Genomic DNA, 14,614 nt, shown 5'->3' with positions numbered 1-14,614 from the left:
TGAGGCGCCCCCAAGGGGTGAGTGGCGACTCACTCCTATGAGGCTACCTCAATACCGCGAATCTGGACGGAACCGTGCTCTCCAGGAGGCTCCGACAGGGCCTGAATTTTCGACGGGAAAGCCGAAATACGCGACTATTCGGCCGCGAGCGCCTGCAGCGAGGTCGGATTCGCCGCCGAGACCATGAAATCATGGATCCGCGGCACGATTTCCGACTTGAAACGCGAGCCGTTGAACACGCCGTAATGTCCGACGCCCTTCTGGACGTAATGAACGCGGCGATGATCGGGAATCGCGCTGCACAAAGTGTGCGTTGCTTCGGTCTGACCGAGACCGGAGATATCATCCTTCTCGCCTTCGACCGTCATCAAGGCCACGCGCGTGATCTTCGAAGGATCGACGCGTGTTCCGCGATGGGTCATCTCGCCCTTCGGCAGTGCGTGCTTCACGAACACCGTGTCGACGGTTTGCAGATAATACTCCGCGGAGAGATCCATGACTGCGAGATATTCGTCGTAGAATTCGCGATGCTTGTCGACGAGATCGCCGTCGCCCTTCACCAGATTGGCGAAGAGCTGCTTGTGGGCATCCATATGCCGGTCGAGATTCATGCTGATGAAGCCGTTGAGCTGCAAGAATCCCGGATAGACGTCGCGCATCATGCCCGGATGCGGGAACGGCACCTTGGTGATGACGTGGTTGCGGAACCAGTCGATGCCGCGCTCCTGGGCGAGGTTGTTCACCGCGGTCGGATTGCGGCGGGTATCGATCGGCCCGCCCATCAGCGTCATCGAGGTCGGCACAAAGGGATCACGCCGTGCTTCCATGATCGAGACGGCGGCGACGACGGGGACGGAGGGCTGGCACACCGCCATGACGTGAGTGTTGCCGCCGAGACCGTGCAGCATCTCGATGACATAGTCGATGTAGTCGTCGAGATCGAAGCGGCCCTCGCTGAGCGGCACCATGCGGGCATCGGCCCAATCGGTGATGTAGACCTCATGCGCGGGCAGAAAGGCCTCGACCGTGCCGCGCAGCAGCGTCGCATAATGGCCGGACATCGGTGCCACGATCAGCACGCGCGGCTGCGGACTGCGCAAGGGGCGAGCGAACTTGCGATCGAAGTAGAGCAGCTTGCAGAACGGCTTTTCCCAGACCGAGCGGATCTCGACGGGGACGCGGATGCCATTGACCTCGGTGTCGTTGAGGCCCCATTCCGGCTTGCCGTAGCGGCGCGTGGTGCGCTCGAACAATTCGCAGGCCGCGGCGACCGACTTGCCGACCTCGGTCCGCGCCCAGGGATTGAGAGGATTCTGAAACAGGAGCTTGGTCGCATCGGTGACCGCGCGCGCCGGATTGAGAGAGGCTTGCGCCATCTCGTACATCCAGTACATCGGCGTCGTCAGGACCGGACTGCCTTCAGCCGCCAGGGGCGGCGCGCCGCCAAACTCACCAATAGGCATCGCTTATATTCCTCTTCGCATCGCAGCATACTGCCGAATGCGCAATATTGCGTCAATGCATGGTTCCGTACATCTACGTAGCGGAAACGCCAAAACCAGCATGAATCCACGGGAAAGTGACGTTATTCGCCAGCCGAGAGCAGCGAACCGTGCTTCCTGGCGCTTCGCAATAGGGCAAGGAATGCCCCAAAAGATGCGACCAGCAGCACTGCGTTGATGGCCAACGCCTCCAGCATCAGATCGGTCCTAAAGGTTTGCTCGATCAGGAGCGCGCGCATTCCCTCGAAGGCGTAGGTCGGGGGCAACGCCCAGGCGACGTATTGCAGCCAGGCAGGCAGCACACTGACGGGATAGTAGACGCAGGCGAGCGGCAGGATTGCGAACATCAAGGTCCAGACGATGCTCTCGGCGCCGAGGCCGTTTCGCAGCACCAGGCCCGAGACGAAGATGCCGACCGACCAGCTCGTGAAGATCAGATTGCAGAAGAAGGCGATCAGCGGCAGGCCGAGGGCATAGACATTGAAGTGAAACAGGAACAGCGCGAGCAGCGTCATCGGAATGATCCCGATCGCAAGCCGGATCAGGCTCATCACCATCAGCGACAGCAGAAATTCGATCGGCCTCAAAGGGCTCATCATGAGGTTGCCGATGTTGCGCGCCCACATCTCCTCGAGGAACGAGATGGAGAAGCCGAGTTGCCCACGGAACAGGATGTCCCAGAGGATAACGGCGCCGATCAGCGTGCCGCCGGCGCGCGCGAAGAAATTGGCATTCTCGGCGATATAGAGCTGGAGGAAGCCCCAGGTGATGACTTGCAGCGCCGGCCAATACAACAGCTCGAGCAGCCGCGGCCAGGACGACATCAACAGATACCAATAGCGCAGGACCATCGCGCCGATGCGATGTGCGGAGATGCCGCGGTGGAGGGAGAGCTCGCTCATGGCACCCTCCCGCATAGCGATGGAAATGCCGCGCACGATCTATCCAAGACGTCATTGCGAGGAGCTCGCGACAAAATTGTGCAGCAATTTTGCGCTGATGCGACGAAGCAATCCAGAGTCCTTGCGCAGAAAGATTCTGGATTGCTTCGCTTCGCTTGCAATGACGAAAGGAGCACCCGCTGCCGTCTCACTTCGCCGCCTCCTCTCGCGCACCGTTCACCCGCCCGCGTGCGACGTCCAAAAACACCTCCTCCAGCGTGGTGCGGTTGTAGCGGGCCATGATCGCCTCGGGCGTGTCGTCGTCCTCGATGCGGCCGCGCTTCATGATGATGACGCGGTCGCATAGCCGCTCGACCTCGAGCATGTTGTGCGAGGCCAACAGGATGGTGGCGTGGTGGTGCCGGCGATAGCGCTCCAGATGCGCCCGCACCCAATCGGCGGTGTCAGGATCGAGCGAGGCGGTCGGCTCGTCCAGCAAGAGCAGCTCGGGTTGGTTGATCAGCGCTTTCGCCAGCGCGACGCGGGTCTTCTGCCCGGCGGAGAGCTTGCCGTTGGCACGGTCGATGAAATCGCCGAGGTCGAGATCATCGGCGAGCTCGGCGATGCGCTCGGACAGGTTCTTCACCGCGTAGAGCTTGCCGAACACGGTGAGGTTCTGTCGCACCGTGAGCCGCATCGGCATGTCGACATAGGGGCTCTCGAAATTCATCCGCCCCAGCACGGACGCGCTCTCCTCAGGCATCCTTCGCCCGAGCACCTGCACACGGCCGGAGGTCGGCAGCACCAGGCCCATGATCATCGCAATGGTCGTGGTCTTGCCGGCGCCGTTGCCGCCGAGCAGCCCGGTGATGCTGCCGCGCGGCAGCGAAAAGGAGATATCATCGACGGCGCGGGTCTGCTTGTAGACCTTGACGAGATGATCGACCGCAATCGCCGCAGGTGCGCTGCGATCCGCGACAGTCGGCCGACTTGAAGCCTTGTCAATCTCAGTCATGCTGGCCGTTCTTCTGCTATTGCAGCCGATAGCGCAAGGCTTGTAATTCCTGGGTGGTTCCGTGAGCCCAGCGTTTGTGATCGAGAAGGCACCTGCACATTGGCCGACATGACCGAAATTGCCGATTCCGGCTTTCGCCACGCGCAGCGGCATATCCGCCTGGACACGATCCTGCGGCTGCGCTGGCTCGCGGTGCTGGGGCAGCTCGCCGCGATCTTCATCGTGGCGCAGGGGCTGGAATTCGACGTCGAGATCGTCCCCTGCGTCAGCATCATCTTCCTGTCGGCAGCACTCAACCTGGCGCTCCAGACGGTGGCCAATCCGATGCAGCGGTTGGAGCCGATGCAGGCGGCCGGACTGCTGGCGCTCAACATCGTGGAATTGGCTGGACTTTTGTTCTTCACCGGCGGCCTCCAGAACCCGTTCTCGTTCCTGTTCCTCGCACCCGTGCTGATCTCGGCCACGGCGCTCCCCGCCCGCTTCACCTTTGGCCTCGGCCTGCTCGCCGTTGCCTGCGCCTCGATCCTGTTCTTCTTTCATCTGCCGCTGCCCTGGGATTCCGATGATCCCCTGGTGCTGCCGCCGATCTATCTGATCGGCGTCTGGCTCTCGATCGCGCTCGCGATCGGCGTCACCAGCCTCTACTCCTTCCAGGTGACCGAGGAGGCGCGCAAGCTTGCGGACGCACTGGCTGCAACCGAGCTCGTGCTGACGCGCGAGCAGCATCTGACCCAGCTCGACGGATTAGCTGCCGCAGCCGCGCATGAGCTCGGCACGCCGCTTGCGACCATCTTCCTGATCTCGCGCGAATTGGAAAAGACGGTGAACGATCCGGCCATCGCCGCCGACCTGAAAACCCTGCGCGAGCAGACCCAGCGCTGCCGCGACATCTTGAGCAAGATCACGCAGCTGTCCTCCACCGGCGCGCCGTTCGACCGCATGAAGCTGTCGGAGCTGATCGAGGAGGTGGTTGCGCCACATCGCGACTTCGGTGTCGAGATCAAGGTGCGGATCGCGGTGGCCGTCGCGGCCGAGCCGGTCGGCTCACGCAACCCCGCGATCCTCTACGGCATCGGCAACATCGTCGAGAACGCAGTCGATTTCGCTCGCACCACCGTTGAGGTGAACGCCTGGTGGAACAAGGACCATATCGAACTCGTGATCTCCGACGACGGCCCCGGCATCCCGCCCGACATCCTCAACCGGATCGGCGAGCCCTATCTGTCGCGGCGGCGCACCCAGGATGAAGGCGGCGGCGACCGGCGCGGCCTCGGTCTCGGCGTGTTCATCGCGCGCACGCTGCTCGAACGCACCGGCGCCAAGGTCTCGTTTACCAACCGGACCTTTCCGGATCACGGCGCGGTGGTCCAGATCAATTGGCCGCGAGAGCGTTTTGAGGCTATCGAGACGCTTGAAGAAACAATAGGATAGGCCGCGACCTTGCGTCGCACAACGGGGCCGATCGACTATTTGCCGCCTTGGCACCGAACGATTGCGACGCCATATGTCAATGCGCTGGAGAGAGGACAACACCTTGAACGCCATCGCCGAACTGAACGAACAGACCGACCGCTCGCTTCTCATCGTGGAGGACGACAAGCCGTTTCTGGAGCGGCTATCGCGCGCGATGGAGACGCGGGGCTTTGCCGTGACATCCTGCGACACCGTCTCGGACGGTCTTGCGCAGATCGGCAAATCGGCACCGGCCTTCGCCGTGGTGGATTTGCGGCTCGGCGACGGCAACGGCCTTGACGTGGTCTCGGCGCTGAAGAAGAAGCGCCCGGACGCGCGCGCGATCGTGCTGACCGGCTATGGCAACATCGCCACCGCCGTGACCGCGGTAAAGATGGGCGCGATCGATTATCTCTCCAAGCCCGCGGACGCCGACGACGTCGTCGCGGCGCTGCTCTCGACCAGCGCGGAGAAATCCGAACTGCCGACCAATCCGATGTCGGCCGATCGCGTGCGCTGGGAACACATCCAGCGCATCTACGAAATGTGCAACCGCAACGTCTCGGAGACGGCGCGCCGGCTGAACATGCACCGCCGCACGTTGCAGCGGATTTTGGCCAAGCGCGCGCCGAGGTAATGGTCTCCTAGGGTGGGCAAAGGCGCGTAGCGTCGTGCCGACTGCTTCTGCCTCAATTCTGATGTTGAATGGTGGGCACGCTACGCTTTGCCCACCCTACGGCGCCTGCTCGTAGCGCCGCTACTCCCAGAAATCCGCGTGTCCCTGCGGATCGACCAGGCGGTTGATCCGCAGCGCTGCCGCCATCGCGAAGCGCACCGTCATCTGCTTGCGCGTGGCGGCAGCAAGCTTGTGCTCGGGCGCCTCGCAATGCATGTGCGCGCCGTAGGCGTCGGCAATGATGAGGCCGGTACCTTCAGGAAAAATCTCGCACGGCAGATCCTGCGTGAAGGCGAAGAACAGCCGGTCGCAATGGGCGCGGTATTCGTGCCATTTCTGATCGGCGCGCAGATCCTCCACCGACGACTTGATCTCGACGATCCAGATCTCGCCGCGTTCGTTCAACGCTACGAGATCGGCGCGGCGGCCCGACGGCAGCGGCAATTCGCTGATGCATGAGAAGCCGAGCGATCGCAACAGCCGCGCCGTCCCGCGCGCGATCGCAAGCGCCGTCTCCGACTGGCGACGGTCCGGCGGCGGTACGAAGGCGATGTTGCGGGCGGTGTTGTCCATGGGAGGAGGATAGCCGATTCCATGAGGGACGGACACTGTCTCCCCACCCGTCATTCCGGGGCGCGCCCGCTTGGTGCGAGCCCGGAATCCATAACCACAGGGAGTGGTTGCTTAGCCAAAACGGTCACTCCGAATCTTCGTCAGGCTTCTTCCTGGGGTTAAGGGTCCCAGGCTCGCTACGCGCCCCGGACGACAGCGAGTGTGAGGCGAGAAGGCGGAACCTCCCTTCTCCTTCACACTTATCACGCAGCCGCCGCGCCCGGGCGGATCCATCGAGGCTGCGGCGCATGATCGACGATCTCTGGTACAAGAACGGCATAATCTATTGCCTGTCCGTCGGCTCCTACATGGACGCCAACGGCGACGGCATCGGCGACTTCAAGGGCTTGCTCCGCCGGCTCGACTATCTGCACGGGCTTGGCATCACCACGATCTGGCTGATGCCGTTCCAGACCTCACCGGGCCGCGACGACGGCTATGACATCGCCGACTATTACAGCGTCGATTCCCGCTACGGCACGCTCGGCGATTTCGTCGAGTTCGCCCATGGCTGCAAGCAGCGCGGCATCCGAATCATCATCGATCTCGTGGTCAACCACACCTCGGATCAGCATCCCTGGTTCAAGGAAGCGCGGCGCGACAAGAACTCGCCCTATCGCGACTGGTATGTCTGGTCCGACAAGAAGCCGGCCAACGCCAACGAGGGCATGGTGTTTCCAGGCGTGCAGAAATCGACATGGACGCGCGACAAGGAAGCCGGTGCCTGGTACTTTCATCGCTTCTACGATTTCCAGCCCGATCTCAACACCTCAAACCCGCGCGTGCAGGCCGAGATCCTCAAGATCATGGGGTTCTGGATCCAGCTCGGCGTCTCCGGCTTCCGCATGGATGCCGTGCCCTTCGTGATCGCGACCAAGGGCGCGAAGGTGAGGAAGCCGGTCGAGCAGTACGACATGCTGCGCGCCTTCCGCGAATTCCTGCAATGGCGCCAGGGCGACGCCATCATTCTTGCCGAAGCCAACGTGCTGCCGAAGACGGACATGGAATATTTCGGGCGCGACGGCGATCGCATGCACATGATGTTCAACTTCCACGTCAACCAGAACCTGTTCTACGCGCTGGCCTCGGCCGACTCGCGGCCGTTGGCGAAGGCGCTCAAGGCGACCAAGCCGCGGCCTGCCACCGCGCAATGGGGGCTGTTCCTGCGCAATCACGACGAGCTCGATCTCGGCCGCCTGACCAAGGCACAGCGCGAGGTCGTGTTCAAATGCTTCGGTCCCGACAAGGACATGCAGCTTTACGACCGCGGCATCAGGCGACGCCTCGCACCGATGCTGGGCGGCGACCGCCGGCGGCTCGAGCTCGCCTACAGCCTGATGTGCACGTTGCCGGGGACGCCCGTCATCCGTTATGGCGACGAGATCGCGATGGGCGACGATCTCTCGCTGCCCGAACGCAACTGCGCGCGCACGCCGATGCAATGGTCGACCGAGCCGCATGGCGGCTTCACCAAGAGCAACAAGCCGGCATGCCCCGTCATCGACAAGGGCCCTTACGGCTACGACCACGTCAACGTTGCCAAGCAGCGGCGCGATCCCAACTCGATGCTGAACTGGACCGAACGCATCGTGCGCATGCGCAAGGAGGTGCCGGAAGTCGGCTGGGGCGATTTCGCGATCATTCCTGTGCGCGATCCCGCCGTGTTCATCATGCGCTATGACTGGCGCAACAATTCGGTGCTGTTCGTGCACAATCTCGACGAGAAGCCGCGCGAGATCGCGTTCTCGGCCGGATTGCCTGATGGGGCCGGCGCGCACCTCATCAATCTGCTCGCGGAAGACCACAGCCACGCCGACAAGCGCGGCCAGCATCGCGTCGTGCTGGAGCCCTACGGCTATCGCTGGTATCGCGTCGGCGGGCTGGATTATCTGTTGAAGCGGAGCGACATCGACGGGAGTACGGTGCGGGCGAAGAAGCATCCGGGGTAAGCGGGGATGCCTTAGTTTGCTCCGCCGTTTCAACGATCGTCATTGCGAGCGCAGCGAAGCAAATCCAGACTGCCTCCGCGGAAAGATTCTGGATTGCTTCGCTGCGCTCGCAATGACGAGGAGATAGCGGTGGTCATCTCCTCCACCGTTCTTCTGCCGAAGGCAAGGGCTACGAAGACGGCGCCACCACCACGCCCTCATTGGCACGCAGATTCAGCACGCCTTCGATTTGCTCGCCCTCGCGATCGAGAAACGTCGACAGCAGGATCTCGCTGCCGAAGCGGATGGCGCTGGTGGTGACAGCGATCGGATCGGCGCCGAGATTGAGCGCCACGATCACCGCCTTGCCGCCGGCCTCGCGGCAATAGATCAGGAGATCGCCTTGCGCCGAGATCGGGTGATAATCACCCGCGACCAGCGGCGGGGAGGCTTTCCGCAACGCGATCAGGCGCTTGTACAGCGTGAGGATCGAGCGTGGATCGGCTTCGAGACTGACGACGTTTTCGCGGATGTGATCTTCCGGCAGCGGCAGCCACGGCCGGACCTCCGAGAAGCCGGCGAAATTGGAGGAATCCCATTGCATCGGGGTGCGGCAGCCGTCGCGGCCGACACCGAGGCCGGGCACGTTCTTCTCGAAGGGGTCGCGCACGTCCTCGGGCGCGATCGCGAGCTGATGCATGCCGATCTCGTCGCCGTAATAGAGCGTCGGCGTGCCGCGCAACGTCAGCAGCAGCATGGCGGCGACACGCGCCTGCTCGGGACCGACGCGGCTGGCAACGCGCGGACGGTCATGATTGCCGAGCACCCAGTTCGGCCAGGCGCCGCGCGGCAGCGCCTTCTCGTAATCCTCGATGATCTTCTCGATCGAGCGCGCGCTCCAGAAGGTCGAGAGCAGCGCGAAGTTGAACGGCATCTGCGCGCCGGTCAGATCGTTGCCGTAATAGGCCATCAGGCGATGCAGCGGCAGATAGATCTCGCCGATCAAGACGCGCGCGCCAAAGGCATCGGTGACACGCCGCATCTGCGCGATTACGTCATGCACCTCCGGCTGATCGGTCGAGTATTGCGTCAGTATCTTCTCGTTCGGCGGCCGGCCCTCGACGTAGTGCGGGTTCGGTGGATTGTCGCGGAATTCGGCGTCCTTGATCAGGTGCCAAATCACGTCGACGCGAAAGCCGTCGACGCCCTTCTCCAGCCAGAACCGCATCACGTCGTAGATCGCCGTGCGAACCTTCGGATTGCGCCAGTTGAGATCCGGCTGCTGGGCCAGGAAAGCATGGTAGTAATATTGGCCCGTAGTCTCGTCGAATTGCCACGCGCTGCCGCCGAACTCGGACAGCCAGTTGTTCGGCACGCCGCCATCCGGCGCCGGATCGCGCCAGATGTACCAGTCGCGCTTGCGATTGTCGCGTGAGGACCGGCTCTCGATGAACCAGGGATGCTGGTCCGAGGTGTGGTTGGGAACGAGATCGAGGATCAGCTTCAGGCCGTTGTCATGGGCGGCCGCGAGCAGCGCATCGAAATCGTCCATCGTGCCGAACAGCGGCTCGATGCCGGTATAGTCGGAAATGTCGTAGCCGAAATCCGCCATCGGCGAGGGAAAGATCGGCGACAGCCAGATCGCGTCGACGCCGAGCGATTTGACGTAAGGCAGCCGCCTGAGGATGCCGGCGAGATCGCCGACGCCGTCGCCATTCGAATCCTGAAACGAGCGCGGGTAGATCTGATAGAAGATGCCGTCGCGCCACCAATTCGCATTGCCTTGAGCCATGCCGAAAGACCACCCAAATCTGCGCCCTCGCGCGGGAGAACGCGACAGCGACGCCCCGGTTCAAATTGGCAGATCAATTGGGACCGCCGTGTGACGATTGTTCCCGGACTCGTTCCGGCTGTTTGGCCCGAATCTTTTGCTTGGCGGCCTGGCAAAAATCGGCATTGTGAGGCCATGACCGAGCAAAATGACACCAAAGCCAAAGCCGGGGCGATCATCGTTCCCGTGACGCTGTTCGAGCAGAACTGCACCATCATCTGGGACGAGCCCTCCAAAAAGGCCGTGGTGATCGATCCCGGCGGCGACGTGCCGAAGATTCTGGATGCGATCAAGCAGACCGGGGTCACCGTGGAGAAGATCTGGCTGACCCACGGCCATATCGACCATGTCGGCGGCGCGGCCGATCTGCGCGCGGCGCTGAAGGTGCCGATCGAGGGCCCGCATGAAGCGGACAAGTTCCTGCTCGACAATGTGGTCGAGAGCGGCGCGCGCTTCGGCATGACGGGGGTGCGCAACTTTGCGCCGGACCGCTGGCTCGACGAAGGCGACAGCGTCTCGATCGGCGGCTTGCAGTTCGACATCCTGCACTGCCCCGGCCACTCGCCCGGCAGTGTGGTGTTCTTCAACAAGGACTTGCGTTTTGCGCATGTCGGCGACGTCCTGTTCGCCGGCTCGGTCGGACGCACCGACCTGCCTGGCGGCAGTCACGCCACGCTGATCAACTCGATAAAGACCAAGCTCTTGCCGCTCGGCGATGACGTCGGCTTCATCTGCGGACACGGCGCCGGCTCGAGCATCGGCCAGGAGCGGATGACCAATCCGTTCATCACCGGCGAGATGTAAGGTTCTACTCGGCGGCGTCCGCCAGCGCCGCGGGTTCGCTCAGGTTACGGTCGCCCCATTCCCGGATCGCGGCGACGACCGGCACAAAACTCCTGCCCTTGCTGGTCAGGCGATACTCGACCTTCGGCGGCACCTCGCCAAAATCCTTGCGGTCGATCAGGCCGCTCGCCGTCAGCGCCTTCAATTCGCGGCTGAGCACGCGCGGGGTGATCTCCGCGCTGCCTTCCGTACCGCGGAGCAGACCGCTCCTGATCTCGCCGTAGCGGCGCGGACCATCCTTCAAATCCCAGACGATGCGCAGCTTGTACTTGCCGCTGATCATCTTCTGAAACGCCGCGACCGGACAGGTGCGCGCCGGGTTCGCTGTTGCCTTCACCATTGCCGTGGCCATGTCGTCTCCTCCATGCGCATCCAGCTTGACGAGAATAGGGGCGGCGCCGAAAAAATCCATACTATCAATTTTGTCCATACTTGCAGGATCGCTTGCAAGGCGCAGATGATGACGCACATGACGAACAGGGAGCGTCACATGAAGCACTTCATGATCAAGTATGAATTCAGGAGCGGCACGACGGAGGCCTGGCACCAGGAGGTCGGCCGTTTCATCAAGGCGATCGACGGCGATCCGGAGCTGAAAGGGCGGATCGGCTATCGTGTCCTGAAGCACCGCGACGACGGCAGCTATATCCACCTCGCCAGCGTCATGGACGATACCGCGCAAAAAACCCTGCAATCGCGCGACTTCTTTCGAGCCTATCAGGAGATGACGCGCAAGGTGGCCGGCGGCGAGGTCACGGTGACGCCGATCGAGATGATTGGCGCAACGGCGTAGTGAGTATCACCTGCCTGCGCGACAAACTACTTCATCAACCCCGCCGCCGTCAGCGCGCGCGTGATGATCTGGCCGAGATCGAAGCTGCGTGTTCTCTCGCGCTTCGGCTCGGCCGGCTTTTCGGCGACAGCGGTCAGGATCGAGCGGGCGAGATGCGGCGCGGGCGTCAGCGCCGGCTTCGATGACTTGGCTTGCGCCTTCTTCGCCTCCGGAATCCAGCCGGTGAGACCGAAGAACTTTGCGATGTGATAGGACGAGGAGATGCCGGCCTCGATCAGGAATGCGCCTTCCATGCCGTAGCGCTGATCGTTGTCGGCAAGACCAAGCGGCGTGCCGTGCGCCATGTCGGTGATGGCGTAGGACTCGACCAGCGTCTCGCCGTCCTCGTTCCACCAGGCCTGACGCGGATAGCCGTCCACAATGGTCTCCGCCATCGGCACCTCGGGCAGATCGTGTAAATCGAGCCATTGCTTGACGATCTCGTTGGCATTGCCGGGGTTGACGGTGCGGTCGGCGCTGCCGTGCCACACCGACACCTTCGGCCAGGGACCACGATAATCAGAGGCGCGGCGCACGAGATCGCCGAGCTCGCGCGCCGGACGCGCCGGGGAATGGAACATGCCGTCCAGCGCCTCGCGCAGGTTCGAGGCAATGCCATAGGGCAAGCCGGCGATCATCGCGCCGGCCGCGAAGACTTCCGGATAGGTCGCGAGCATCACCGAGGTCATGCCGCCGCCGGCGGACAGGCCGGTGATGAAGATGCGCCTGGGGTCGATGCGATGCGCTTCCACCATGTGCGCGATCATCTCGCGAATCGAACACGCCTCGCCGCTGTCCCGTGCGGTGTCTTCCGGATTGAACCAGTTGAAGCAGGTGTTGCCGTTGTTGATGCGCTGCTGCTCGGGCATCAGCAGCGCGAAGCCGTAATGCTTCGCCAGCGTCGACCAGCCGGCGCCGAGATCGTAGCCGCAAGCGGTCTGGCCGCAGCCGTGCAGCACGACGACGAGCGCGCGCGGCTGCTGAAGCTGCGCCGGCACGAACGCGAACATGCGCAAGGCCCCGGGATTGACACCGAAGCCCGTGACCTCTTGCAGTGGGCTGGATGAATCTGCGCTGCGGCCGAGTTCGGCAAAGCGCAGACCATCCAGCTTTGGCAGACGTCTCAAGAGATCGACATTTCTGGCTAACGACACTGCAACTTCCTGATGAGCGAGGTTCAACTCCAGCCAAACCAGATAGTTGCTGCGTTGCGAAATAAAAAGGCCGTGTGCTGTCAATCCTGCAGAATCGACAGGATTTCCCGTGGAATCTGCGCTCATTAACCGCAATGCCCTGAGTTCGTGCCGATGCGGGGCGCATTCACGCCAGAAATGCGGCGCAGATCATGTGAATGTGACAGACAGCCCAAGCGAGACGAGAAATCCTGCGCGCTGAAGGCCCGGCAGCCCCATTAGGGTGACCAACAGATGCAACATCGCCGGCACCTGCTCGCACCATCAAGGCGGCGGTCGCGCCCTGCGCCAGCCACCGTCGGAGAATGACGATCTCCTGTGAATGATCAAACGCGATCGCCTTCCGGCGCAGAGCACGGCATCTACGTTCTTCGTTCCCTGACAAAGGTCGCGGGTGTGGCCGGGACAAGCCCGGCCGTAAGCGCCTGCACGCAAGAATGGGAGAGGAAAAAGACAGACGCATGCGTGCATTCCGCCATGCGGGACATCGTGCGATTGCGTTCGCTTCCGCGAGCACGTAGCCTCGCCGCTTCAACAAACAGAAAATCAAAGCCGGAGAGAATGCCATGGCACGCCTGAAGTTTGGAGCCTTTCTTGCCCCGCATCATCCGATCGGGGAGCATCCGATGCTCCAGTTCCGGCGCGACCTCGACCTGGTCGAGCAGCTGGATAGCCTCGGCTATGACGAGTTCTGGTGCGGCGAGCATCACTCCTCCGGCTGGGAGATGATCGCATCGCCCGAGATGTTCCTGGCCGCGGCCGGCGAGCGCACCAAGCGGATCAAGCTCGGCACCGGCGTGGTGTCGCTGCCCTATCACCATCCCTTCAACGTCGCCCAGCGCATGGTGCAGCTCGACCATATGACCGGCGGCCGCGCCATCTTCGGCTCCGGCCCGGGCGCGCTGGCGTCCGACGCGCACACGCTGGGCATCGACCCGATGACGCAGCGCGACCGCCAGGACGAGGCGATCGGCGTGATCCGCCGCCTCTTCAACGGCGAGCGCGTCACCGCGAAGAGCGACTGGTTCACCATGAACGACGCCGCGCTCCAGATCCTGCCCTTGCAGGAGGAGATGCCGTTCGTAGTGGCCTCGCAGATCTCTCCCTCCGGCATGACGCTCGCCGGAAAATACGGCATCGGCATCATCTCGCTGGGCTCGATGACGACGCAGGGACTGATGTCGCTGCAGCAGCAATGGCAGTTCGCCGAGGACGCGGCGAAAAAACACGGCACCAATGTGAGCCGCGCCGACTGGCGCGTGCTCCTGACCTGGCATATCGCCGAGACACGCGAGCAGGCGCGCCGCGAGGCCGGTGCAGGGCTGATGCGCTGGCACAACGAATATAATGTCGGCACGTTGCAACGTCCGGGCCTCACGGCTTTTTCCTCACCTGATGAGGCCGTGGACAAGACCGCCTTCGTCGAAGGCGCGGCATCCACCATCGGCACGCCCGACGATCTCGTCAAAACCATCAAGAATGTGATGCAAGTGTCCGGCGGCGTCGGCGCCATCATCGGCTTCGTGCATGACTGGGCCAATCCGGAGAATACGCGCCGCAGCTGGGACATGGTCGCGCGCTACGTCGTGCCGGAGATCAACGGCTATATCGACGGTCTTCGCAGGTCGCAAAAATTCGTGATCGAGAATCGCGCGATCTTCGAGCGCGCGGGCCAGGCCGTGATGGCCAAGATCATGGAGAACGAGAAGGCCGCCGAGGCGCTGAAGGTGACCGGCCCCGGCCGCGTCGCGATTCCCGCCGTCAACGCACCGGATTTGCAGAAGGAAGCGGCGAAGCGGTAGGCGCACTCCCGCAGAGCGCTATCTCATATACTTGGCGGCGCCTGAGC

13 protein-coding genes are annotated in these 14,614 nt (G+C 62.9%); 6 read left to right on the top strand and 7 right to left on the bottom strand.

From position 1 onward, the window contains the following. Nucleotides 1-134: 134 nt before the first annotated feature. The 3 genes from IVA98_RS10845 to IVA98_RS10835 all read right to left on the bottom strand — a co-directional run bounded on the left by IVA98_RS10845 (nt 135) and on the right by IVA98_RS10835 (nt 3,398). Nucleotides 135-1,463 (bottom strand): polyhydroxyalkanoate depolymerase, encoded by a 1,329-nt coding sequence (locus tag IVA98_RS10845; RefSeq protein WP_247354839.1) that lies wholly within the window; start codon nt 1,461-1,463, stop codon nt 135-137. A 122-nt stretch (nt 1,464-1,585) separates the two neighbouring features. Then, on the bottom strand, nt 1,586-2,404 hold the full coding sequence (locus IVA98_RS10840; RefSeq protein WP_247303713.1) for an ABC transporter permease: 819 nt from the start codon (nt 2,402-2,404) through the stop codon (nt 1,586-1,588). Nucleotides 2,405-2,591: 187 nt separating this feature from the next. Beyond that, entirely contained in the window at nt 2,592-3,398 is an 807-nt protein-coding gene (locus IVA98_RS10835) for an ABC transporter ATP-binding protein (protein WP_247303714.1), read from the bottom strand. A 108-nt stretch (nt 3,399-3,506) separates the two neighbouring features. Here IVA98_RS10835 and IVA98_RS10830 point away from each other — a divergent pair, with 108 nt between their 5' ends. Then, the gene (locus IVA98_RS10830) at nt 3,507-4,829 is read left to right on the top strand and encodes an ActS/PrrB/RegB family redox-sensitive histidine kinase (protein ID WP_247303715.1); all 1,323 of its coding nucleotides are present in this window, start codon (nt 3,507-3,509) and stop codon (nt 4,827-4,829) included. 103 nt (nt 4,830-4,932) lie between these two features. Continuing rightward, nucleotides 4,933-5,487: an ActR/PrrA/RegA family redox response regulator transcription factor gene (locus IVA98_RS10825; protein ID WP_164934823.1), complete on the top strand. Its 555-nt coding sequence runs from the start codon at nt 4,933-4,935 to the stop codon at nt 5,485-5,487. Between the two features lie 120 nt (nt 5,488-5,607). Here IVA98_RS10825 and IVA98_RS10820 read toward each other — a convergent pair whose 3' ends face one another. Next, on the bottom strand, nt 5,608-6,099 hold the full coding sequence (locus IVA98_RS10820; RefSeq protein ID WP_247303716.1) for an MmcB family DNA repair protein: 492 nt from the start codon (nt 6,097-6,099) through the stop codon (nt 5,608-5,610). 287 nt (nt 6,100-6,386) lie between these two features. Here IVA98_RS10820 and IVA98_RS10815 point away from each other — a divergent pair, with 287 nt between their 5' ends. Further along, the gene (locus tag IVA98_RS10815) at nt 6,387-8,087 is read left to right on the top strand and encodes an alpha-amylase family protein (RefSeq protein WP_247303717.1); all 1,701 of its coding nucleotides are present in this window, start codon (nt 6,387-6,389) and stop codon (nt 8,085-8,087) included. Between the two features lie 169 nt (nt 8,088-8,256). Here the strand turns inward: IVA98_RS10815 and IVA98_RS10810 are convergent, their stop codons facing one another. Then, nucleotides 8,257-9,858, bottom strand: a complete 1,602-nt coding sequence (locus tag IVA98_RS10810) for an alpha-amylase family glycosyl hydrolase (protein WP_247334569.1) — start codon at nt 9,856-9,858, stop codon at nt 8,257-8,259. A 174-nt stretch (nt 9,859-10,032) separates the two neighbouring features. On the opposite strand from IVA98_RS10810, the gene IVA98_RS10805 reads away from it, so the two are divergent. Further along, nucleotides 10,033-10,701 (top strand): MBL fold metallo-hydrolase, encoded by a 669-nt coding sequence (locus IVA98_RS10805; RefSeq protein ID WP_247303720.1) that lies wholly within the window; start codon nt 10,033-10,035, stop codon nt 10,699-10,701. A gap of 4 nt (nt 10,702-10,705) precedes the next feature. On the opposite strand, the gene IVA98_RS10800 is transcribed toward IVA98_RS10805, so the two are convergent. Beyond that, nucleotides 10,706-11,092 (bottom strand): winged helix-turn-helix transcriptional regulator, encoded by a 387-nt coding sequence (locus IVA98_RS10800; protein ID WP_247303721.1) that lies wholly within the window; start codon nt 11,090-11,092, stop codon nt 10,706-10,708. Nucleotides 11,093-11,230: 138 nt separating this feature from the next. Here IVA98_RS10800 and IVA98_RS10795 point away from each other — a divergent pair, with 138 nt between their 5' ends. After that, nucleotides 11,231-11,533, top strand: coding sequence for a hypothetical protein (locus IVA98_RS10795; protein WP_247303722.1), 303 nt, complete (start codon nt 11,231-11,233; stop codon nt 11,531-11,533). Nucleotides 11,534-11,559: 26 nt separating this feature from the next. On the opposite strand, the gene IVA98_RS10790 is transcribed toward IVA98_RS10795, so the two are convergent. Continuing rightward, nucleotides 11,560-12,726, bottom strand: coding sequence for an extracellular catalytic domain type 1 short-chain-length polyhydroxyalkanoate depolymerase (locus IVA98_RS10790; RefSeq protein ID WP_247303723.1), 1,167 nt, complete (start codon nt 12,724-12,726; stop codon nt 11,560-11,562). A 605-nt stretch (nt 12,727-13,331) separates the two neighbouring features. Between IVA98_RS10790 and IVA98_RS10785 the strand changes: the two genes are divergently transcribed. After that, complete coding sequence (locus IVA98_RS10785) at nt 13,332-14,567, top strand: LLM class flavin-dependent oxidoreductase (protein ID WP_247303724.1); 1,236 nt, start codon at nt 13,332-13,334, stop codon at nt 14,565-14,567. Nucleotides 14,568-14,614: the final 47 nt, after the last annotated feature.

The organism is Bradyrhizobium sp. 160, from assembly GCF_023073735.1.
Classification (GTDB): domain Bacteria; phylum Pseudomonadota; class Alphaproteobacteria; order Rhizobiales; family Xanthobacteraceae; genus Bradyrhizobium.
Note: the sequence above shows the minus strand (reverse complement) of the source record. Positions and strands in the feature narration are given on the sequence as shown.